Source organism: Yoonia sp. KMU-150, from assembly GCF_056858355.1.
In genome coordinates this window covers 371,795-391,921 of the sequence record NZ_JBXEQF010000002.1, presented here as the reverse complement: position 1 = coordinate 391,921, position 20,127 = coordinate 371,795, and the positions used below count along the sequence as shown (strand labels likewise).

At 64.6% G+C, this 20,127-nt stretch carries 17 protein-coding genes; 10 read left to right on the top strand and 7 right to left on the bottom strand.

Annotation, left to right across the window (positions count from 1 at the left end):
- Positions 1 to 67: 67 nt before the first annotated feature.
- On the bottom strand, positions 68 to 2,344 hold the full coding sequence (locus AC04PH_RS14765) for an adenosylcobalamin-dependent ribonucleoside-diphosphate reductase (RefSeq protein WP_483066580.1): 2,277 nt from the start codon (positions 2,342 to 2,344) through the stop codon (positions 68 to 70).
- A gap of 159 nt (positions 2,345 to 2,503) precedes the next feature.
- Here AC04PH_RS14765 and AC04PH_RS14760 point away from each other — a divergent pair, with 159 nt between their 5' ends.
- Positions 2,504 to 2,935, top strand: coding sequence for a DUF1489 family protein (locus AC04PH_RS14760; RefSeq protein WP_483066579.1), 432 nt, complete (start codon positions 2,504 to 2,506; stop codon positions 2,933 to 2,935).
- A 102-nt stretch (positions 2,936 to 3,037) separates the two neighbouring features.
- Here AC04PH_RS14760 and hisG read toward each other — a convergent pair whose 3' ends face one another.
- The 4 genes from hisG to AC04PH_RS14740 are packed head-to-tail and all read right to left on the bottom strand — an operon-like array spanning position 3,038 to position 6,871.
- Positions 3,038 to 3,727 carry an ATP phosphoribosyltransferase gene (gene hisG, locus AC04PH_RS14755; protein WP_483066578.1) on the bottom strand — a complete coding sequence of 230 codons (690 nt, stop codon included), beginning with the start codon at positions 3,725 to 3,727 and terminating at the stop codon, positions 3,038 to 3,040.
- On the bottom strand, positions 3,721 to 4,803 hold the full coding sequence (locus tag AC04PH_RS14750) for an ATP phosphoribosyltransferase regulatory subunit (RefSeq protein WP_483066577.1): 1,083 nt from the start codon (positions 4,801 to 4,803) through the stop codon (positions 3,721 to 3,723). Before AC04PH_RS14750 ends, hisG begins: the two co-directional genes overlap by 7 nt.
- On the bottom strand, positions 4,803 to 6,365 hold the full coding sequence (hisS, locus tag AC04PH_RS14745) for a histidine--tRNA ligase (RefSeq protein ID WP_483066576.1): 1,563 nt from the start codon (positions 6,363 to 6,365) through the stop codon (positions 4,803 to 4,805). The genes AC04PH_RS14750 and hisS overlap by 1 nt, the downstream gene beginning before the upstream one ends.
- A gap of 47 nt (positions 6,366 to 6,412) precedes the next feature.
- Positions 6,413 to 6,871 carry an Lrp/AsnC family transcriptional regulator gene (locus AC04PH_RS14740; RefSeq protein ID WP_483066575.1) on the bottom strand — a complete coding sequence of 153 codons (459 nt, stop codon included), beginning with the start codon at positions 6,869 to 6,871 and terminating at the stop codon, positions 6,413 to 6,415.
- Positions 6,872 to 6,979: 108 nt separating this feature from the next.
- On the opposite strand from AC04PH_RS14740, the gene AC04PH_RS14735 reads away from it, so the two are divergent.
- Together AC04PH_RS14735 and AC04PH_RS14730 are read left to right on the top strand one after the other, a co-directional pair.
- Positions 6,980 to 7,762, top strand: a complete 783-nt coding sequence (locus AC04PH_RS14735) for a phenylalanine 4-monooxygenase (protein WP_483066574.1) — start codon at positions 6,980 to 6,982, stop codon at positions 7,760 to 7,762.
- 19 nt (positions 7,763 to 7,781) lie between these two features.
- Positions 7,782 to 7,985, top strand: a complete 204-nt coding sequence (locus AC04PH_RS14730) for a SlyX family protein (RefSeq protein WP_483066573.1) — start codon at positions 7,782 to 7,784, stop codon at positions 7,983 to 7,985.
- 4 nt (positions 7,986 to 7,989) lie between these two features.
- Here the strand turns inward: AC04PH_RS14730 and AC04PH_RS14725 are convergent, their stop codons facing one another.
- On the bottom strand, positions 7,990 to 8,733 hold the full coding sequence (locus tag AC04PH_RS14725; RefSeq protein WP_483066572.1) for a hypothetical protein: 744 nt from the start codon (positions 8,731 to 8,733) through the stop codon (positions 7,990 to 7,992).
- A 101-nt stretch (positions 8,734 to 8,834) separates the two neighbouring features.
- The gene (gene dnaE, locus AC04PH_RS14720) at positions 8,835 to 12,461 is read right to left on the bottom strand and encodes a DNA polymerase III subunit alpha (protein ID WP_483066571.1); all 3,627 of its coding nucleotides are present in this window, start codon (positions 12,459 to 12,461) and stop codon (positions 8,835 to 8,837) included.
- 167 nt (positions 12,462 to 12,628) lie between these two features.
- On the opposite strand from dnaE, the gene AC04PH_RS14715 reads away from it, so the two are divergent.
- The 7 genes from AC04PH_RS14715 to AC04PH_RS14685 all read left to right on the top strand — a co-directional run bounded on the left by AC04PH_RS14715 (position 12,629) and on the right by AC04PH_RS14685 (position 20,123).
- The gene (locus AC04PH_RS14715; RefSeq protein WP_483066570.1) at positions 12,629 to 12,976 is read left to right on the top strand and encodes an ArsR/SmtB family transcription factor; all 348 of its coding nucleotides are present in this window, start codon (positions 12,629 to 12,631) and stop codon (positions 12,974 to 12,976) included.
- Complete coding sequence (locus AC04PH_RS14710; protein ID WP_483066569.1) at positions 12,966 to 13,424, top strand: SRPBCC domain-containing protein; 459 nt, start codon at positions 12,966 to 12,968, stop codon at positions 13,422 to 13,424. The genes AC04PH_RS14715 and AC04PH_RS14710 overlap by 11 nt, the downstream gene beginning before the upstream one ends.
- Entirely contained in the window at positions 13,417 to 13,929 is a 513-nt protein-coding gene (locus tag AC04PH_RS14705; RefSeq protein WP_483066568.1) for an SRPBCC family protein, read from the top strand. Before AC04PH_RS14710 ends, AC04PH_RS14705 begins: the two co-directional genes overlap by 8 nt.
- A 132-nt stretch (positions 13,930 to 14,061) precedes the next feature.
- Positions 14,062 to 15,426 carry a xanthine dehydrogenase small subunit gene (gene xdhA / locus AC04PH_RS14700; protein WP_483066567.1) on the top strand — a complete coding sequence of 455 codons (1,365 nt, stop codon included), beginning with the start codon at positions 14,062 to 14,064 and terminating at the stop codon, positions 15,424 to 15,426.
- Positions 15,423 to 17,801, top strand: coding sequence for a xanthine dehydrogenase molybdopterin binding subunit (gene xdhB / locus AC04PH_RS14695; RefSeq protein WP_483066566.1), 2,379 nt, complete (start codon positions 15,423 to 15,425; stop codon positions 17,799 to 17,801). The genes xdhA and xdhB overlap by 4 nt, the downstream gene beginning before the upstream one ends.
- Entirely contained in the window at positions 17,794 to 18,591 is a 798-nt protein-coding gene (gene xdhC, locus AC04PH_RS14690) for a xanthine dehydrogenase accessory protein XdhC (RefSeq protein WP_483066565.1), read from the top strand. The genes xdhB and xdhC overlap by 8 nt, the downstream gene beginning before the upstream one ends.
- Positions 18,588 to 20,123, top strand: coding sequence for an ABC transporter ATP-binding protein (locus AC04PH_RS14685; protein WP_483066564.1), 1,536 nt, complete (start codon positions 18,588 to 18,590; stop codon positions 20,121 to 20,123). Before xdhC ends, AC04PH_RS14685 begins: the two co-directional genes overlap by 4 nt.
- The last annotated feature ends 4 nt before the right edge of the window (positions 20,124 to 20,127 follow it).

Genomic DNA, 20,127 nt, shown 5'->3' with positions numbered 1-20,127 from the left:
TCCCACTTGTCCGCGCGACACCATTGGAGGAAACGGGCGGTGACGCAAGGCAGGAATTAGGTGGAGATCACCCGCACTTCGAATACCCGCAGGAGGCGCAGGTCATGCAGCCTTCGACCATGCGCAGTTCATAGGAGCCGCAGGAGGAGCAGGCCTTACCTTTCGGTTTCTGGTTCAGCGGGACGACCGCCGCCTGCGGGTCACTTTTCAGGCCAAGGCCCTCGCCAGCGAGGAAGCCTGTGTTGATCATGTGTTTTTCGATCACGCCGCCGATCGCGGCAAGGATGGATGGCACGTATTTGCCCTGCATCCAGGCACCGCCGCGCGGGTCGAAGACGGCTTTCAACTCCTCGACCACAAACGACACGTCGCCGCCGCGCCGGAACACGGCGGAGATCATCCGGGTCAGCGCGACCGTCCAGGCGAAGTGTTCCATGTTCTTGGAGTTGATGAACACCTCGAACGGGCGGCGATGGCCCGCGATGATCAGATCGTTGACGGTGATGTAGATCGCATGTTCGCTGTCGGGCCACTTGAGCTTGTAGGTGGCACCATCCAGCTCCTGCGGGCGGTCGAGCGGTTCGGCGAGATACACCACCTCCGATTCTGCGCCGTCGGTGGAGACCTGCACGGGGGCGTCCTGCTTTTCCTCGGACACGGACAGGACGGACCCTGTCACATCGTTGGGCCGGTAGGTCGTGCAGCCTTTGCAGCCCTGATCCCACGCGGCCATATAGACCTCTTTGAAGGCATCAAAGCCGATATCCTCAGGGCAGTTGATTGTCTTGGAAATGCTGCTGTCGATCCATTTCTGCGCCGCCGCCTGCATCCGCACGTGGTCAAGCGGGGCGAGCGTCTGCGCGTTGACGAAATAGTCGGGCAAGGGTGCTTCCCCCTTCAGGTCGCGCCACATCTGGACGGCGTAGTCGACGACCTCTTCCTCGGTGCGCGACCCGTCTTTTTGCAGCACCTTCCGGGTGTAGGCATAGGCAAAGACCGGCTCGATCCCCGACGACACGTTGCCCGCGTAAAGCGAGATAGTGCCTGTGGGCGCGATGGAGGTGAGCAGCGCGTTGCGAATGCCGTGCTGACGGATTTTGTCGCACACGTCGGCGTCCATCTGCTGCATGGTGCCGGAGGCGAGGAATTTCTCGGCGTCGAACAGCGGGAACGCGCCTTTTTCTTTCGCCAGATCGACGGATGCGAGGTAAGCCGCCCGCGCGATGGCCTGCATCCACTTCTCGGTCTGCGCCGCCGCTTCCTCGGATCCATAGCGCAACCCGACCATCAGCAGCGCATCGGCGAGGCCTGTGACGCCCAGACCGATGCGGCGTTTGGCCTGCGCTTCCCGCTCCTGTTCGGGGAGCGGAAATTTCGACGCGTCGACCACGTTGTCCATCATCCGCACGGCCGTGGCGACCAGGTCGCGCAGGGCTGCGGGGTCGAGCTTCGCAGCATCGCTGAACGGGTCCGTGACCAGCCGCGCGAGGTTCACCGACCCCAGCAGGCAAGCGCCGTAGGGCGGCAGCGGCTGTTCGCCGCAGGGATTCGTCGCCGCGATGGTTTCGCAGTAATTCAGGTTGTTGGCGGCATTGATCCGGTCGATGAAGATCACACCGGGTTCGGCGTAATCATATGTCGACTGCATGATCGCGTCCCAGAGCGCGCGAGCCTGCACAGTCTGGTAAACGGTGCCATCGAACACCAGGTCCCAGGCCTTGTCGCCCTTCACGGCCTCCATGAACGGGTCGGTGATCAGCACCGACATGTTGAACATGCGCAGGCGGGCGGCGTCGGATTTGGCGGTGATGAACTGTTCCACATCCGGGTGGTCGCAGCGCATGGTGGCCATCATCGCCCCCCGGCGCGAGCCTGCGGACATGATCGTGCGGCACATCGCGTCCCAGACGTCCATGAACGACAGTGGGCCGGAGGCGTCGGCGGCGACACCCTTCACCGCCGCCCCCTTGGGCCGGATCGTGCTGAAATCATAGCCGATGCCGCCGCCCTGCTGCATGGTCAGGGCCGCCTCTTTCAGCATGTCGAAAATGCCGCCCATGTTGTCGGGCACGGTGCCCATGACGAAACAGTTGAAGAGCGTGACCTGACGTGCGGTCCCCGCCCCTGCGGTGATGCGGCCGGCGGGCAGGTATTTGAAATCCTCCAGCGCGGCATGGAACTTCGGCTCCCACTTGGCTGGATCCTTCTCGACGCTGGCCAGCGCCTTGGCGATTCGCGCCCATGTGTCCTCCACCGTGCCGTCGATGGGTGTGCCGTCCGCGTCCTTGAAGCGATACTTCATGTCCCAGATCTGTTCGGCGATGGGGGCGGCAAATCGGGACATGGGCGTGGCTTTCCGGTCTTGAGGCTGGGACAAGAGATTCGTGGTCTTGGGCAGGAACTACACAATATATGGTGGCAACGCGCCGATCAACACCCACATATGCGATCATTCCAAAGTGTCGCACTTGCGCACCGCGACACAAACTGCGAGTTATCAGTCATGAAATCAACAGTGCACATGCTCAAACTTTCCGTCGGCACCGAGGACGTCGCGGGCCTGGCCGCCTGGCAGGCGACCAAGCGCGCGCAGACCGCGGACGGTTATCCGCGCCACGTCACCCGGATGTGGCCCAAGCGGGAGGCCGAAATCCTGAACGGCGGCAGCATCTATTGGGTTATCAAGGGCGTGATCCTGTGCCGCCAGCGCATCATCCGGCTGGACGAGCGGATCGGCGAAGACGGGATCCGCCGTTGCGCCATCGTCAGCGACCCCGATCTGGTCCGCGTCGCCGCGACACCCAAACGCGCGTTTCAGGGCTGGCGCTATCTGCCGGTGGCCGATGCTCCGTCGGACCTGCCGGACGGCCGGCAGAGCGAGGACCCCCTGCCGCCGGAACTGTCGAAGGCGCTGGCCGATATCGGGATTCGTTGACCGTCGTCCCGTATTATCTTGCCCCAAATACTCAAGCGCGCAGCGCAGCGCCGCCGCCGGCGCTTCCCCGCGCGACCGCACGGCGGGCGCAAAACCTCGCGGTCAGACGCCGAGCAGAGCCGTGAGCTTTTTCAGCGTCGCGCGCTGGGCATCCGTCCAGTCGCGCCTGCGACCCCGGAACAGCGTCGCCTGCGACGCGTGAATCAACCCGTCGTCGAGGATCTTCAGCCCGTTGGCGCGCAGCGTCTCGCCGGTCGAGGTGATGTCGGCGATGGCCTCTGCTGTTTCGTTCTTCACCGTGCCTTCAGTCGCGCCCTGACTGTCGATCAGGCGGAAATCGGCGACGCCGTGATCGCGCAGGAAATCCCGGACCAGCCGATGATACTTCGTGGCGATCCGCAACCGCATCCCGTGGCGCGCGCGAAAGGCCGCTGCCGCCGCATCCAGATCGTCGAGCGTGTCGACATCGACCCAGGCCTGCGGGACGGCGATCACAAGGTCCGCACCGCCGAAGCCCATGGGTGCGATCTCGGCCACGACGGTATCCCACGCGGGCAGTTTTTCGCGCACCAGATCGGACCCCGTGACGCCGAGGTGAATGTTGCCCGTGGCCAGTTCGCGCGGGATTTCGCCCGCCGACAGCAGGACGAGTTCCACGCCGACAATCCCGTCGACGGCGCCGGCATATTCGCGGTCGGACCCGGATTTGCGCAGGGTGACCCCGCGCTTGCCGAACCACTGAAACGTCTTGTCCATCAGCCGCCCCTTGGACGGCACGCCGAGTTTCAGCATCCGCGCACCTCCAGCAACAGGTCGGGGCGGATCACACCACCCACGGCAGGGGCCGCGCGGCCCTGCCCCAGTTGACGGGTCAGCGCGTCGTAGCGCCCGCCGGTGGCCACGGCGGGCAGATCGGGGCGGTCGGTAGCGGCGAAGCCGAAGACGAAACCGTCGTAGTATTCCAGCGAGGTGCGGCCGTAATTGCCCTCGAACCCGAGGGCGTCCACGTCGACGCCCAGATCGCCCATCGCATCCAGCCGCGCCTCCATCCGCGCCAGCGCGGGGGCGATGGCGGGCATGTCGACGGCGATGTCGCGCAAAGCACCCAACACGTGAGGTGCCGTTTCGCGCAGGGACAGAATCGCGTCGATCAGGGCGATTTCCTCGCCCGATATCGCGGGTTCGGCGGCGTCGGCGCGCAGCGCGTCGATGCGGGCCTGCACCTCTGCCCGGCTGCGCAACCCGATGTCCGGCCCGGCCCCGGCGAGCGGATTGACGGCCGACAGCAGTGCTGTGCGGCTGGCGGGCACCGGCGTGCGGCCGCCGAAACGGTCGAGCAGCGCGCGGAACCGGCGCGGCCGCCAGAGGTGGCGCAGCAGCGCCGATTTGCGTGCATCCGTCGTCGCCAGACCCTGCACGGCGGCGGTGAGGAACCCGATGTCGCCGGTGACGGGCTTGACCGGCGCATCGACAAGGGCGGCGGCGATGGCGGCGAAAACCTCTGCATCCGCACGGGCGGGGTCGCTGCCATCGAACACCTCGAACCCGACCTGCACGTATTCGCTGGGGCGGTCGGTCGCGTATTCCTGCTTGCGGAACACCTTGCCGGAATAGGTGTAGCGCGCGGGGTCGGCGCGGCTTTCCATGTGCATCTGCACGACCGGCACGGTGAAATCGGGGCGCAGCATCATCTCGCCCTGAAGCGGGTCGGATGTGACATAGGCGCGGTTGCGGATATCCTCGCCGTAAAGGTCGAGCAGCGTGTCGGCGGGCTGCAGGATGTCGGCCTTGACAACCTGCGCGCCGAGAGCCGCGAAGTGGGCGCGCAAGCGCTTGGCCTCGGCAAGGGTTTCTGGGCTTGCGGGCATCAGGTGGCTGCGGCGGCGTAGGTGGCGAGGATGCGGCGCACTTCGGCCACAAGGTCACCGCGCACGACCTCATACTGGTTCGTGCGGTCCTGCCATTCCTCCAGCGTCGCGTTCTTGGCGATTTCGGCGCCAAGGATCAGGTCCTTGATCTGCACGACGCCCTTGTCGAATTCATCGCCCCCCGCGATAACGGCGACGGGGGAATTGCGCTGGTCGGCGTATTTGAGTTGGTTGCCGAAGTTCTTCGGGTTGCCGAGATAGACTTCGGCGCGGATATCCGCGTTGCGCAGTTCCGCGACCATCGCCTGATAATCCGCCATCCGGTCGCGATCCATGACGGTGACGACGACAGGCCCGACGCCCGCGCCCTTGAGTTGCCCCTTGGCATCGAGTGCCGCCAGCAGCCGGTCGACCCCGATGGAGACGCCCGTAGCGGGCACCGTCTGCCCGGTGAACCGCTTGACCAGATCGTCATATCGCCCGCCCCCCGCGACAGAGCCGAAGTTGCGCGGACGGCCCTTTTCGTCGGTAACCTCGAAGGTGAGTTCGGCCTCGTAAACGGGACCGGTGTAGTAGCCGAGGCCGCGCACGACGGTAGTATCAATACGAATTCGGTCAGGTCCATATCCCTGAGTTCCTAAGAGTTTAACCATTTGGTCCAACTCATTTACACCTTCCAATCCAATTCCTGACTCTGACACGAGTTCGGCAAGGAGTTTCACCGAATTATCATTCAGTTTGGCATTTGACTCTTTTGTATCGGAACCAATGCTTTCGCGAATTTCTATTAGATCGGATGTTGCTTGTAAGATAGTTGCTCCACAAACAAACCCCATTACAACGTCGGCTTGCGCATCACTTAGCCCAGCACCCTTCGTAAAGTCCCCGCTCTCGTCCTTGCGCCCTTCACCCAGCAGCGCCCGCACGCCCTCGACGCCCAGCCGGTCCAGCTTGTCGATCGCGCGCAAAACGATCCCGCGTTCCGCCTCCTTGTCGTCGCCGGCCAGCCCGGCCACTTCCATCACGCCGTTCAGCACCTTGCGGTTGTTCACGCGCACGACGTAGTCGCCGCGGGCGATCCCCACCGCCTCAAGCGTATCGGCCAGCATAGCGCAGATCTCGGCATCCGCCGCCACCGACGCGGCCCCGACGGTATCCGCATCGCACTGATAGAACTGGCGAAACCGCCCCGGTCCCGGCTTCTCGTTGCGCCAGACCGGCCCCATTGCGTAGCGGCGGTAGGGGGTGGGCAGGTCGTTGCGGTGCTGGGCGTAGACGCGGGCCAGGGGGGCGGTCATGTCGTAGCGCAGGGCGAGCCAGTCGGCGTCTTCCTCCCACGCGAAAACGCCCTCGTTCGGGCGGTCCACGTCGGGCAGGAACTTGCCCAGCGCCTCGACCGTTTCGACGGCCGATGTCTCCAAAGCGTCGAACCCATAGCGGTGATAGACCGCGGCGATCTTTTGCAGCATCTGCGTCCGCTTAGTCACCTCCGCGCCGAAATAGTCGCGGAAGCCCTTGGGCGTCTGCGCCTTGGGGCGGGGCTGTTTCTTGACTTTGGCCATGGGGTCCTGCCGGTTCTGCGTGTCGCGTGCCGTTTAGCGCGGCGCGCTCACAGGGGCAACGCGGTTGTGTATTTGAGCTGTTTGAGGCTGAAGGACGACACGACCGATTTGATATGCCCGCTGCGCAAGAGCGTGTGGGTCATGAAGTGTTCGTAGGCTTCGACATCGGCACAGCGGATTTTCAGCATGTAGTCGGTGGTGCCGGAGATGGCATGCGCCTCCATGATCTGGGGGGTGGCGCGGACGATCCGGGCGAAAGCGTCGATGGCGCTCTGGCTGTGATCCGACAGGCGCACGGTGGCGAAGATGCAGAGCTTCGCGCCGGCCTTCGCCGGATCGAGCAGGGCGACGCGGGATTGCAGCAAGCCTGCGCTTTCGAACTCCTGCACCTTGCGCCAGACCGTCGAGGTGCTCATCCCCGCGGCCTCCGCGATGTCGGCGAGCGATTTCGCGGCGTCGGACTGCAGCACACGCAGCAACGCCCGCTCCTGATCGGAAAATTTCATAATATCGGCGTCCTTCGTATCATTTTGCCAAAAATACTCAAAATCCGACATCTGCGCCATGAATTTCCGCTGATGTTGGCGCATGATTTCCGCAAGGAGGACTCCACCATGCCTAAGGACAGCACTTACACATCCCTGCACCCCGATGCGGAGGGGATTTATCATTACACGCCCGAGGACGACGCCGTCTGGGGCGAATTGTTCACCCGTCAGATGGATTTCCTGCCGGGGAAGGTGGCGCCGGAGTATCTAGAGGGCGTCGCGAAGCTGGGGCTGAACGCGAAAAAGACGCCGCAGGTCAAGGATATCGACACGAGGTTGCATGAATTCACCGGTGCCGGGGCGGAGGGCGTGCCCGCGATCATCCCGCCGTCGCAGTTCTATGATCTGCTGAGCCAGCGGAAATTCCCGGTCGCCACCTTCCTGCGGCGGCGCGAGGACATGGATTATATCGAGGAGCCGGACCTGTTTCACGAGGTCTTTGGCCATTGCCCGATGCTGACCAACGCCGCCTATGCCGATTTTATCGAAGGGTTCGGCAAGAAAGCCGTGGCGATGGAGAAATCCTATCGCTGGCATATGTTTCGGCTGTTCTGGTTCACGGTGGAATTCGGGATGATCCGCACGGATGACGGTTTGCGCGCCTACGGGGCGGGGATCGTGTCATCCCCGGCCGAGGCGGCCCATGCGCTGAGCGGTGATGCGCGAATGGTCGATTTCGACCTGCTGGAGGTGTTCCGCACGCCCTACCGCATCGACATCGTGCAGCCGCAGTATTTCGTGATCGACAGTTTCGACCAGCTCGCGGGCTGTCTGGAACAGGATTTCGCGCCGCTGATCGACGAGGCGAAGGCGCTGGGGGATCGGCCTGCCCTTTTCGATCCTGCATGAGGCGTGCTAGGGCTGCGCCATGACCGATAGCACATCACTTGAAGAGCAGATCGCGCATCTGACGCGCACGGTCGATGACCTGTCCGATATCGTGGCGCGGCAGGAAACGGCGCTGGCGCTGGCCACGCGGCGGATCGCGATGCTGATGGAGCGTGAGGCCACGCGCGAGGTCGACGCGGGCGGCACCGTGCCGCTGGCTGACCAGAAACCGCCGCACTGGTAGGCGGTCAGCCCTCGACCGAGATCGCGGCGACGGCACCGCCATGCAGCAGGATTTCGAACCAGTTGCCGTTGGTGCCGAAGCGTTCGTAGGCAGAGATGAAAGTGGTGTTGCCCGCCAACGCATCCAATCTGCTGCCGCAAGGTGTGCCGTGCGCCACCCGGCAGAAGGACGCCTTGATCGCCTCATAGGCATTGTCAGTCGCGGTATAGCCGCGACCCGCGTTGGACGGGTTGTAGCGGACGACCTCGTGCGTGCCGACATCGCCCATCAGCGTGAGTGCCGCTGTGAACTGGCGCACACAGCCGTCGGGAAAGCCGGTGATGTAATGCGGACGCGGGGCGGTGGAGTTGGGGATCGAGTCGAACACCTCGTACCCCGACGCGGCGGCGATGCGGGTGCCGAGACGGCTCGACGGCGCGTCGCAGACCGTGGCGATCTGGCCGAAGGGGATTTGCGTGCCGAAGGGGATGACCTGCCGGTCCGGCCCGTCGCTGGGCACGGCGGCGGTCGCACCTGCAGCGGCAGGGGTGGCAATTGCAGACAGGAGACCGGAGAGCAACCCTTCGCCTTCGGCGGGGGCCGCGATGGCGGCGGCGGGTGTGTCGTCGGCGACCGCGACGTCGCTCAGTCGGTCGACGTCATCGAGCGGATTGCTGTCGGGGACATCGCTGGACATGACACCTTGCAGGCCGGAACACCCCCCGAGCAACAGGGCCAGTACCAGAAACTGTTGTCCGCGCATCGTCATGCCTTGTTCCATCGCAACGCCACGGCCCTGCTTATCCGATTGCGCGGCGCGGAGTCTATCGGTGCGCACGGTTCCCTTGCGGAAAAGCGCCTGCGCGCCGCTCAGATGTCCTCGACCTCGATCACACCGCCGAGCGAGCGCAGCGCCCCCTTGATCTGCGGATTGACGGGGAAATCGTCGCCGAGGTCCAATTCCACCTCGCCCGGCAGGTCGGCGTTGAGCAGGCAGAAATAGATCGGCCCGCGCCCGCCCTTGACCTTGTCCCGCGCGGCGTTGGACAGGACGGTAGCGACGGAGGGAATGGCATCAGGCCCGTCGAGGAACACGCGCAACCCGCCGCCGGTCGCGTCGGCCACGACAGTGTCGATGGGAGAGACGGAGCGGCCCAGCAGTTTCAGCTGATCGGCTTCCATCGTCGCCTCCGCCTGGATAACGACCTGCGCGCCGGTTTCGAGAAAATCGCGTGACGCCTCCAGCGTGTCCGAAAACATCGTGACCTCGTACTGCCCGGTGGGGTCGGACATCTGGACAAAGGCGAAGCGGTTGCCGCGGGCCGATTTGCGCTCCTGTCGGCCAGTTATGACACCTGCGATTTTTGCATTCATCGCGCCACGTCGGGACGTTTCCAAAATCAACTCATCCAACGTCAAAAAAGGCACTGCTTTGTCACCGCCCCACTTACGCCTGAGAGGGGTCATGTAATCGTCGAGCGGGTGGCCGGAGAGGTAGAAGCCGATGGCCTTGAATTCCTCGGCCAGCCGTTCGGCGGGCAGCCAGTCGTCACCGCCCGCAAGGCGCGGTTCGGGCAGGTCGTCGCCCGCCTCTCCGAAAAGCGAGACCTGGTTGGAGGTCTTCTGGTCGTGAATCGCGGCGGAGTATCCGGTGAGCGCGTCGAGGGACATCATCACCCGGCGGCGGTTGGGGTCGAGCACGTCGAAGGCCCCGGCGCGGGCGAGCATTTCCAGCGGGCGCTTGCCGATTTTCTTGAGGTCGACGCGGCGGGCGAAATCGAAAAGGTTGACGAAAGGTTTGGCGTCTCGCCCGGCGGCACCGCCGGGCAGCCCCCGACCGCCCCCCAGGGCGGGGGCTTCACCCCCACCCGCGGTCGGGGGCTGCCCTCCGTTTACGCTCGCTCCGTCGCGCCCTGCGACGATCAGTTTCATCGCCTCGACGCCCACATTTTTCAAAGCGCCCAGCCCGTAAACGAGTTTCTGGTCCTGCACGTCGAACATCGCCTGAGACCGGTTCACGCAGGGCGGGATATAGGCGATGCCCAGCCCCTTTTTCACTTCCTGGAAATAGACGCCCAGCTTGTCCGTCAGGTGGATATCGCAGTTCATCACCCCGGCCATGAATTCGACCGGGTGGTTCGCCTTGAGCCACGCCGTCTGGTAGCTGACGACGGCGTAGGCCGCGGCGTGGGATTTGTTGAAGCCGTAGTTGGCGAATTTTTCCAGCAGGTCGAAGACCTCGCGGGCTTTGTTCTTGTCGACACCATTTTCGACTGCGCCGGCCTCGAACTTGGGGCGTTCCTTGGCCATCTCCTCTGCAATTTTCTTGCCCATCGCGCGGCGCAAAAGGTCCGCGCCGCCAAGCGAATAGCCCGCCATGACCTGCGCGATCTGCATCACCTGTTCCTGATAGACGATGATGCCCTGGGTTTCCTCGAGGATGTAGTCGATGGACGGGTGGATGGACTCCAGTTCCTTCTGGCCGTTCTTCACCTCGCAATAGGTCGGGATGTTTTCCATCGGGCCGGGGCGGTAGAGGGCGACGAGGGCCACGATGTCCTCGATACAGGTCGGCTTCATCCGCTTGAGCGCGTCCATCATGCCGCTGGATTCCACCTGGAACACGGCAATGGTCTTGGCGGAGGAATAGAGCGCGTAGGATTTGTCGTCGTCCAGCGGGATCAGCGCGATGTCGTCCACGGCACCGTCAGGCGGCTGATAGAGTTCGGTGCCATCCGGCGCGATATGCAGGTGGCGGCCGGATTTGACGATCAGGTCGACGGCGTTCTGAATGACGGTGAGCGTTTTCAGGCCAAGAAAGTCGAATTTCACCAGCCCCGCCTGTTCCACCCATTTCATGTTGAATTGGGTGGCGGGCATGTCGGACCGGGGGTCCTGATACAGTGGGACGAGTTCATCCAGCGGGCGGTCGCCGATCACCACACCGGCGGCGTGGGTGGAGGCGTTGCGCAGCAGGCCCTCGACCTGCTGGGCGTAAGTCAGGAGGCGGTCGACGACCTCTTCGTTCTTGGCCTCCTCGCGCAGGCGAGGTTCATCGGCCAAGGCTTTTTCGATGCTGACGGGTTTGACGCCCTCGACCGGGATCATTTTCGACAGGCGGTCGACCTGCATGTAGGGCATCTGCAACACGCGGCCCATGTCGCGCACGGCGGCCTTGGACAGCATTGCGCCGAAGGTGATGATCTGGCCCACCTTGTCGCGGCCATATTTGTCCTGCACGTAGCGGATCACCTCCTCCCGCCTATCCATGCAGAAGTCGATGTCGAAGTCGGGCATCGACACCCGTTCGGGGTTCAGGAAGCGTTCGAACAGCAGGTTGTAGCGCAGGGGATCAAGGTCGGTGATGAGCAACGCGTAGGCGACCAGCGACCCGGCGCCGGAGCCGCGGCCGGGGCCGACGGGGATATCGTGATCCTTGGCCCATTTGATGAAATCGGCCACGATCAGGAAATAGCCGGGGAAGCCCATGCCCTCGATGATGCCGAGTTCGAAATCGAGGCGCTTTTCGTAGTCCTCCACCGGGGCGGCGTGGGGGATGATGGCAAGACGCTCTTTCAGGCCCTGTTCGGCCTGACGGCGTAGTTCGGCGACCTCGTCATCGGCGAATTTCGGCAGGATCGGGTCGCGCTTGTAGGTCTTGAAGGCGCAGCGGCGCGCGATTTCGACGGTGTTCTCGATCGCTTCGGGCAGGTCGGCGAAGAGTGTCGCCATTTCCTGCGGCGATTTGAAATAGTGCTGGGGCGTGAGTTTGCGCCGTGCCTCCTGCTGGTCGACGTAGGCCCCGTCGGCGATGCAGATCAGCGCGTCGTGGGCTTCGTAAAGCTCGGCTTTCGGAAAATAGGCGTCGTTGGTAGCGACCAGAGGCAGGGTCTTGGCATAGGCCATTTCGACCAATCCGCGTTCGGACAGCTTTTCCGCCTCGGGCAGGCCGTTGTCGCCGGGGTGGCGTTGCAATTCGACGTAGAGCCTGTCGCCGAACATGCCCGCCAGCCGGTCCATCAGTGCGTCGGCCTTGGGTCGTTGCCCATAGCGCAACAGCCGCCCGACCGGGCCGTCGGGGCCGCCGGTGAGGCAGATCAGATCGGCGTTGTGCTGTTCGAGTTCATCCAGCGTGATCTGCGGCAGGTCCCCGCCCTGATCGAGGTAGGCGCAGGAGTTCAGCTTCATCAGGTTCATATAGCCCGCCTCGGTCTGGGCGAGCAGGACGATGGGTGCTGGCGCGTCGGGGCGCTTGCCGGGTTCGGGCGTGGTATAGGCCAGATCAAGTTGGCACCCCACGATGGGCTGCACCCCGGCCTTGGCGGCACCTTCGGAAAACTCCAGTGCGCAGAACATATTGTTGGTGTCGGTGACGGCGACGGCGGGCATGTCCATGGCGGCGGCCATGTCAGGCAGTTTCTTGACCGGGATCGCGCCTTCGAGGAGCGAATATTCGGTATGGGTGCGCAGGTGGATGAATCGGGGAGCATTAGTCATGGGGTCATCCTACGGTGACAGGCGCGCGGCCTGAACCGGAAATCGTGAGCCGTGTGGGGCGGGATCGGAATTTTCGAAAATTCCGGGCAAATTTCTTGGAAGAAATTTGGTTAGCCACTTTACTAAGTGACTTGACCGCGGAAAGCTTACGGAGCATGCTTAGCGACATGACTAACAATCTTGATTCCTTTTTCGGTGCCATGTCCGACCCGACCCGCAGGGCGGTGATCGAACGACTGGCCGCCGGGCCCGCAAGTGTGTCCGCGCTACATGCGCCGCACGACATGGCCTTGCCGACCTTCATGCGGCACCTGCGCGTACTGGAGGACACCGGCATCGTCCGGTCGATCAAGAAAGGCCGCGTGCGCACCTGTCATATCGAGGCCGCCCCGCTGATCGAGGCGCAGGGCTGGCTGGCGTGGCAGCGGCAGGTCTGGGAAGGACGCATGGACAGACTGGATGCGCTGGCGCTGAAGCTGGCACAGGATGACAGGGAGAACGAAAATGGCGACTGACACTTCGAGTTTCGACATGCAACGCAGCCTGCCGCTGCCGCCGGAGCGGCTGTGGGAGGTGCTGACCGATCCGGCGCATCGCGAGAAATGGGGCGCGCCCGATGCCGATATGGTGCTGGTCGTCGAGACCGCCGATGTGCGTGTGGGCGGACAGGACAGGCATCGCTGCGGGCCGGAAGATGCCCCGGATTTCATCGTCGACACGCGGTGGTACGATCTGGCGCAACCCGAACGCGCCGTGTTTACCGAAACGCTGATTTTCGGCGGAGAGGCCGCCTTTACAAGTCTTGTGACCTACCGGCTGACCGGCGATGGTGACCGCACCACACTGGACGTCACCGTCGCGGTATCGTCCTTTGGCGGGGCCGATGCCCTCGATGACGTCAAGCAGGGCTGGACCGGTGGGCTGGACAACTTGGAGCGCCATGTTGGAGAGATGCATGACTGACGCCGCAACCATCGCCGCACTGACCGCCGAAGACGATCTGACGATGGTGCTGGACCGCACGATCGCCGCCCCGCCCGACACGCTCTATCGTTGCTGGACCGAGGCCACGCTGGCCCGGCAATGGTTCGCGCCCAAGCCGGTGGAGGTGGTCGAGGCAGAGATCGACGCCACGCCGGGCGGCATCTTCCGCCTTGTGATGCAAATGCCGGGGCATGATCCGATGGACGGGCCTTCGGGCTGCGTGCTGCTCGCAGACCCCGGCGAGCGGTTCGTCTGGACGGCGGCGCTTGGCCCCGGGTTCCGCCCGAACCCGCCGCACGACAACGCCGGTGATTTCTACATGACCGCCGATATCCGGTTCCTGCCGCAGGATGGCGGCACGCGCTACATCGTGCGGGCGCTGCACGACACCACTGGGCACCGCAAGGCGCATGAGGAGATGGGGTTCTATACCGGCTGGGGCACCTGCGCCGATCAGCTTGAGGAACTCGCCAAGACGCTCTGAGGCGCAAAGCCCTTGCCATTTGGACGTGGTGGCGTTTTCATGGGGCAAAGGGCCGCGCAACCATTCGTGTCTACGCCGCATCGACACTGCGACCGGCCCTGCGAGACTTGGTAACGCGGCAGGTTAATTTTCATGGAAGTTGCGTTTCTTCTGAACGGGGAAGCCCAGCGTGTCGACGTGGACGCGACGCGCACGCTGCTGGACTGGCTGCGCGAGGATCGCGGGCTGTGCGGCACGAAAGAAGGCTGCAACGAGGGCGACTGCGGGGCGTGCACGGTGATCGTGACGGACCCGGAGGGTGGAAAAGGTGCCTGCGCACTGAACGCCTGCATCCTGTTCATGCCGCAACTGCACGGCAAGATCGTGCGCACGGTGGAGGGCATCAGCGGGCCGGACGGCACCCTGCATCCGGTGCAGGAGGCGATGGTCGCGCATCACGGATCGCAATGCGGCTTCTGCACGCCGGGGTTCATCGCGGCGATGGCGGCGGGGCATATGGCGGGCCGCAGGGATCACGACGATGTGCTGGCGGGCAACCTGTGCCGATGTACGGGCTATGCCCCCATCGTCCGCGCGGCTGAGGCGGCGGAAAGCGCGCCGGTGCCGGGTTGGATGCAGGACGCGGCACCTGACGTAGCGACGGCACCCTACGCGCCCGAGACGCTGGACGAACTGGCCACTTGGTACGCCGCCCACCCCGAGGCGACGGTGATCGCGGGTGCCACGGATGTTGGGCTATGGGTGACCAAGCAATTGCGGGAATTGGACGAGGTCGTGTTCGTGAACCGCTGCCGCGATTTGCAGCGGATCGACATCGGCGACGAGACGATCACCTTTGGTGCCGCCGTCACCATGACCGATGTGCACGCCGTGCTGAAGGACCATCATCCGTCCTATGCCGAGATGGTGCGGCGCTATGGCTCCGAACAGGTGCGCGCGGCGGCGACGATCGGCGGCAACATCGCCAACGGGTCGCCGATCGGAGACAATCCGCCCGCGCTGATCGCACTGGGGGCCGTGCTGCATCTGCGGCACGGGGATAAGACGCGCGATCTGCCGCTGGAGGATTTCTTCATCGCCTACGGCAAGCAGGACCGTGCGAAGGGGGAGCTGGTCACCGGCGTGACCATCCCGAAAGCGGCCCCTGCCCTGCGGGTCTATAAGCTGAGCAAGCGGTTCGATCAGGACATTTCCGCCGTCTGCGGGGCGTTCAACATCAAGGTGAACGATGGCAAGGTGACCGATGCGCGGATCGCCTTCGGCGGCATGGCCGGAACGCCTGCGCGGGCCAAAGCGGTGGAGGCCGCGTTGGCGGGTCAGCCGTGGACGCAAGGAACGGTGGACACCGCCTGCGCTGCCTTTGCAGAGGACTACGCGCCGATGGACGACATGCGCGCCAGTGCGGCGTATCGCCTGACGACGGCGCGCAACATGCTGCGGCGGTATTTTGCGGAGACGCAAGGCGAAGCGGTCAATGTGCTGGAGGTGCGGGCATGAGCGTGACCAAACCCCTGCCCCACGATGCGGCGAAACTGCATGTCACCGGGCGCGCCCGCTATATCGACGATCTGCCGGTGCCTGCCGGCACACTGCATCTGGCCTTTGGCCTGTCGGAGGTCGCGCGCGGGTCGATCACGGCAATGGACCTTGCCGCCGTGCGCGCGGCACCGGGCGTCGTGGCGGTGCTGACGGCAGAGGACCTGCCGTTCGTGAACGATGTTTCGCCGTCGAACCATGATGAGCCCTTGCTGGCCAAGGGTGAGGTGCATCACGTCGGGCAACCGGTGTTTCTGGTGGTGGCGGAAAGCCATCTGGCCGCGCGCAAGGCGGCGCGGCTGGGAAAGATCGAGATCGCAGAGGAAACGCCGATCCTGACGATCGAGCAGGCCTTGGCCGCCGACAGCCGGTTCGAGGACGGGCCGCGGGTCTGGACCAAGGGCGATGTGGATGCCGCCCTGTCGTCCGCCCAGCACCGGTTACAGGGCCGGATCGAGATGGGCGGACAGGAGCATTTCTATCTGGAAGGGCAAGCCGCCCTTGCCCTGCCGCAGGAAGGCGGCGACATGGTCGTGCATTCCTCAACCCAGCACCCGACGGAAATCCAGCACAAAGTGGCCGAGGCGCTGGGCGTGCCGATGCATGCCGTGCGCTGCGAGGTGCGGCGGATGGGCGGCGGGTTCGGCGGCAAGGAAAGCCAAGGCAACGCGCTGGCGGTGGCCTGTGCGGTTGCCGCGCGTGCAACGGGCAAGCCCTGCAAGATGCGCTATGACCGCGACGACGACATGATCATCACCGGCAAGCGGCACGATTTCCGCATCGACTATGACGTGGGTTTCGATGCGCAGGGCCGGATCGCGGGGGTAGATTTCACGCAATATACCCGCTGCGGCTGGGGCATGGATCTGTCCCTGCCGGTGGCGGATCGGGCGATGCTGCATGCCGACAACGCGTATCTGCTGGACGCGGCGCGGATCACCTCGCACCGGCTGAAGACAAATACGCAGAGTGCCACCGCCTATCGCGGCTTCGGCGGGCCGCAAGGCGTGCTGGGGATCGAGCGGGTGATCGACCATATCGCGGCGGACCTGGGACTGGACCCGGTGGCGGTGCGGCAGGTGAATTATTATGCGCCTGCGGCGCATGGGGGGCCTGCCGCCCCCAGCCCCCCCGCGAGTATTTCCGGCAAAATGATACAAGGGCGCGGCACCCGGTTCGGCGGGGCGCATTCGCCGAAGCCAGCCGCACAGACCACGCCCTACGGGATGGAGGTCACGGATTTCATCCTGCACGAGATGACGGAGGCGCTGCTGACGTCGAGCGATTACACGCAGCGGCGAGACGAGATTGCCGCGTGGAACACCGCCCAGCCGATCTTGAAACGCGGGATCGCGTTTTCGCCGGTGAAATTCGGGATTTCGTTCACGCTCACCCACCTCAATCAAGCGGGCGCGCTGGTGCATGTCTATCAGGACGGGTCGATCCGGATGAACCATGGCGGCACCGAGATGGGGCAGGGGTTGTTCCAGAAGGTGGCGCAGGTCGCGGCGGCGCGGTTCGGTGTGGATATCGGCGCGGTGAAGATCACGGCGACCGATACCGACAAGGTGCCCAATACTTCCGCTACCGCAGCATCATCCGGGACGGACCTGAACGGGATGGCGGTGATGGCCGCCTGCGACACGATCCGCGACCGGATCGCGGCGCATCTGGCTGGGGCGCATGGCGGCGCTGCGGGCGACGTGCGCTTTGAAGGTGGCCGGGTGCATGTGGCAGGCAAGGACATGAGTTTCGCCGAGGCGGTGACGGAGGCTTATGTGAACCGGGTGAGCCTGTCGGCCACGGGGTTCTACAAGACGCCGGACCTCAAGTGGGACCGGATCAAGGGTGAAGGGCGGCCGTTTTTCTACTTCGCGCATGGGGCGGCGATTACCGAGGTTGTGATCGACACATTGACCGGAGAAAACCGGATTTTGCGCACGGATATTCTGCATGACGCGGGCGCGTCGCTGAACCCTGCCATCGACATCGGCCAGATCGAGGGCGGCTATGTGCAGGGTGCGGGCTGGCTGACGACCGAGGAGCTGGTGTGGGACGACAAGGGGCGGCTGCGCACCCATGCGCCCGCGACCTACAAGATCCCCGCCTGTTCAGACCGGCCCGATCAGTTCAACGTGGCGCTTTGGGATCAGCCGAACCCGGCGCAGACGATCTATCGCTCCAAAGCGGTGGGCGAGCCGCCTTTCATGCTGGGGATTTCGGCGTTTCTGGCGCTGTCGGATGCCTGCGCGGCCTGCGGCGACACCTACCCCGACCTGCAGGCCCCGGCGACGGCGGAGGAGGTGCTGCGGGCCGTGGGGCGCGCCCGTGGCTGAGGCGATCTGGGTCGAGGTGATCGCCACGCGCGGGTCGGCCCCGCGTGATGCGGGCACGGCGATGATGGTCACGGCAGAGGCCACCGAAGGCACCATCGGCGGCGGGGCGCTGGAATATCAGGCCATCGCGAAGGCGCGCGAGATGATTGCTGCGGGTGATACCTTGGCCGAGGTGACATGGCCACTTGGCCCGAACCTTGGCCAGTGCTGTGGCGGGGCGGTGACGCTGCGGTTCGGGACGCAGGCGCGGGTGGTCGATTCCCCGCCTTTTGTCATTCACCGCCTTGAGGCTCAACCGCATCATCCGATTCACCTGTGGCTTTGGGGTGCAGGGCATGTGGGGCAGGCGGTTGTGCGCCACGCTAATCCCCGGGCGTTCAAATTGACTTGGGTGGACGATGCCCCTGCCCGGTTCCCGGCCAACGCGACGCGTGAGGCAACCGTCGTGCCCGCCGCCGACATGCCCCTGCTTGCCGCCAAGGCCCCGAAACAGACACACCACCTGATCTTTACCTACAGCCACGACATCGACCTTGCGCTGTGCGATGCGCTTTTGCGCAGGCCCGTCGCCTCTATCGGGCTGATCGGGTCGGCGACGAAATGGCGACGGTTTCAGACTCGTTTGGCTCAGCTGGGCCATGGCAGTGCTGAAATTGCGCGCATCACCTGTCCGATCGGCGATCCGACCCTTGGCAAACACCCCGACGATATTGCCAGAGGGGTGATTGCCGCGTATCTCGATACCGTCGGGGCTGCATCGCGCCCCGCACGGGGGAGACGACGGGCATGATCACGGGCAAAGCGGACCCGCTGCTGCGGCTGAACGGGCTGACCAAGGCCTATCCCGGTGTCGTCGCCAACAAGGATGTGTCTTTCGAGATCGCGCCGGGGGAAATCCACGCGCTGCTGGGCGAGAACGGCGCGGGCAAGTCGACCTTGGTGAAAACGATCTATGGGCTGGTGAAACCCGACAGCGGCGACATGGTGCTTGAGGGGCGCGGTTTCGCGCCACCTGACCCGCGTGCGGCGCGCGAAGCGGGCGTGGCGATGGTGTTCCAGCATTTCTCGCTCTTCGATGCGCTCAACGTCGCGGAGAATATCGCGCTCGGCATGGAGAACCCGCCCAAGCAGCGGCAGATCGCGGCGCAGGTGCGCGAAGTCTCGGAAAAATACGGGCTGCCGCTCGATCCCTACCGCACGGTGGGGGACCTGTCGGCGGGTGAACGCCAGCGGGTCGAAATCATCCGCTGTCTGTTACAAGACCCCAAGTTGCTGATCATGGACGAGCCGACCAGCGTGCTGACCCCGCAAGAGGTCGGCATCCTGTTCGAGACGTTGCGCAAGCTGGCGGGCGAAGGCACGGCGATCCTTTATATCTCGCACAAGCTGGAGGAAATCCGCAGCCTGTGCGAGGCGGCGACGATTCTGCGGCTGGGCGAAGTCGTGGCGACCTGCGATCCCCGCGCGACCTCTGCGCGGGACATGGCGGAGCTGATGGTGGGCAGCAAGCTGCATGTGCCGACGAAGGTCGACCGCGCCCGGGGCGGCACGGCGCTGGCACTGCGCAGCCTGTCGGCCAAGGCCCCGCACCAGTTCGGCACCGCGTTGAAGGACATCACCTGCGATTTCCGCAACGGAGAGGTGCTGGGCATCGGCGGGGTCGCGGGCAACGGGCAGGACGAGCTGATCGCGGCGATTTCGGGCGAGATGAAGACCGGAGCGCGCATGTTGCTGCTGCGCGACGAACCCATCGGTAGGCTGGGGCCGAACGCACGCCGCGCGCGCGGACTCTGTGCCGCCCCCGAAGAGCGCAACGGCCATGCCGCCGCCCCGGACATGACGCTGACCGAAAACGCGGCGCTGACGGGAACGGTGCGCAAGCGCATGACGCGGCGCGGGTTCGTGAACTGGTCCAAGGCGCGCGGCTTCGCCGAAGAGGTGATCGCCAAATTCGACGTGCGCACGCCGGGGCCGGAGAATGCGGCGCGGTCGCTGTCGGGCGGGAACCTGCAGAAATTCGTCATCGGGCGTGAGATCATGCAGGCCCCCGATGTGCTGGTGGTGAACCAGCCCACATGGGGTGTCGATGCCTCCGCCGCCGCCGATATCCGGCAGGCGCTGCTTAATCTGGCGGACAAGGGGGCGGCTGTCGTGGTCATTAGTCAGGACCTTGACGAGCTGATGGAAATTTCCGACCGCTTCGCCGCGCTGAACGAGGGCCGTCTGTCGGCACCGCGCGACGCCAAGGGACTGACGGTGGAACAGATCGGCCTGATGCTGGGCGGGACCCACGATATGGAGGTCGCCCATGTGGACGGGTAGCATG

Excerpts from the sequence above, each read along its gene's own strand:
- AC04PH_RS14765 (WP_483066580.1), bottom strand. The coding sequence starts at position 2,344 with ATGTCCCGATTTGCCGCCCCCATCGCCGAACAGATCTGGGACATGAAG.
- AC04PH_RS14760 (WP_483066579.1), top strand. The coding sequence starts at position 2,504 with ATGAAATCAACAGTGCACATGCTCAAACTTTCCGTCGGCACCGAGGAC.
- hisG (WP_483066578.1), bottom strand. The coding sequence starts at position 3,727 with ATGCTGAAACTCGGCGTGCCGTCCAAGGGGCGGCTGATGGACAAGACG.
- AC04PH_RS14750 (WP_483066577.1), bottom strand. The coding sequence starts at position 4,803 with ATGCCCGCAAGCCCAGAAACCCTTGCCGAGGCCAAGCGCTTGCGCGCC.
- hisS (WP_483066576.1), bottom strand. The coding sequence starts at position 6,365 with ATGGCCAAAGTCAAGAAACAGCCCCGCCCCAAGGCGCAGACGCCCAAG.
- AC04PH_RS14740 (WP_483066575.1), bottom strand. The coding sequence starts at position 6,871 with ATGAAATTTTCCGATCAGGAGCGGGCGTTGCTGCGTGTGCTGCAGTCC.
- AC04PH_RS14735 (WP_483066574.1), top strand. The coding sequence starts at position 6,980 with ATGCCTAAGGACAGCACTTACACATCCCTGCACCCCGATGCGGAGGGG.
- AC04PH_RS14730 (WP_483066573.1), top strand. The coding sequence starts at position 7,782 with ATGACCGATAGCACATCACTTGAAGAGCAGATCGCGCATCTGACGCGC.
- AC04PH_RS14725 (WP_483066572.1), bottom strand. The coding sequence starts at position 8,733 with ATGACGATGCGCGGACAACAGTTTCTGGTACTGGCCCTGTTGCTCGGG.
- dnaE (WP_483066571.1), bottom strand. The coding sequence starts at position 12,461 with ATGACTAATGCTCCCCGATTCATCCACCTGCGCACCCATACCGAATAT.
- AC04PH_RS14715 (WP_483066570.1), top strand. The coding sequence starts at position 12,629 with ATGACTAACAATCTTGATTCCTTTTTCGGTGCCATGTCCGACCCGACC.
- AC04PH_RS14710 (WP_483066569.1), top strand. The coding sequence starts at position 12,966 with ATGGCGACTGACACTTCGAGTTTCGACATGCAACGCAGCCTGCCGCTG.
- AC04PH_RS14705 (WP_483066568.1), top strand. The coding sequence starts at position 13,417 with ATGACTGACGCCGCAACCATCGCCGCACTGACCGCCGAAGACGATCTG.
- xdhA (WP_483066567.1), top strand. The coding sequence starts at position 14,062 with ATGGAAGTTGCGTTTCTTCTGAACGGGGAAGCCCAGCGTGTCGACGTG.
- xdhB (WP_483066566.1), top strand. The coding sequence starts at position 15,423 with ATGAGCGTGACCAAACCCCTGCCCCACGATGCGGCGAAACTGCATGTC.
- AC04PH_RS14685 (WP_483066564.1), top strand. The coding sequence starts at position 18,588 with ATGATCACGGGCAAAGCGGACCCGCTGCTGCGGCTGAACGGGCTGACC.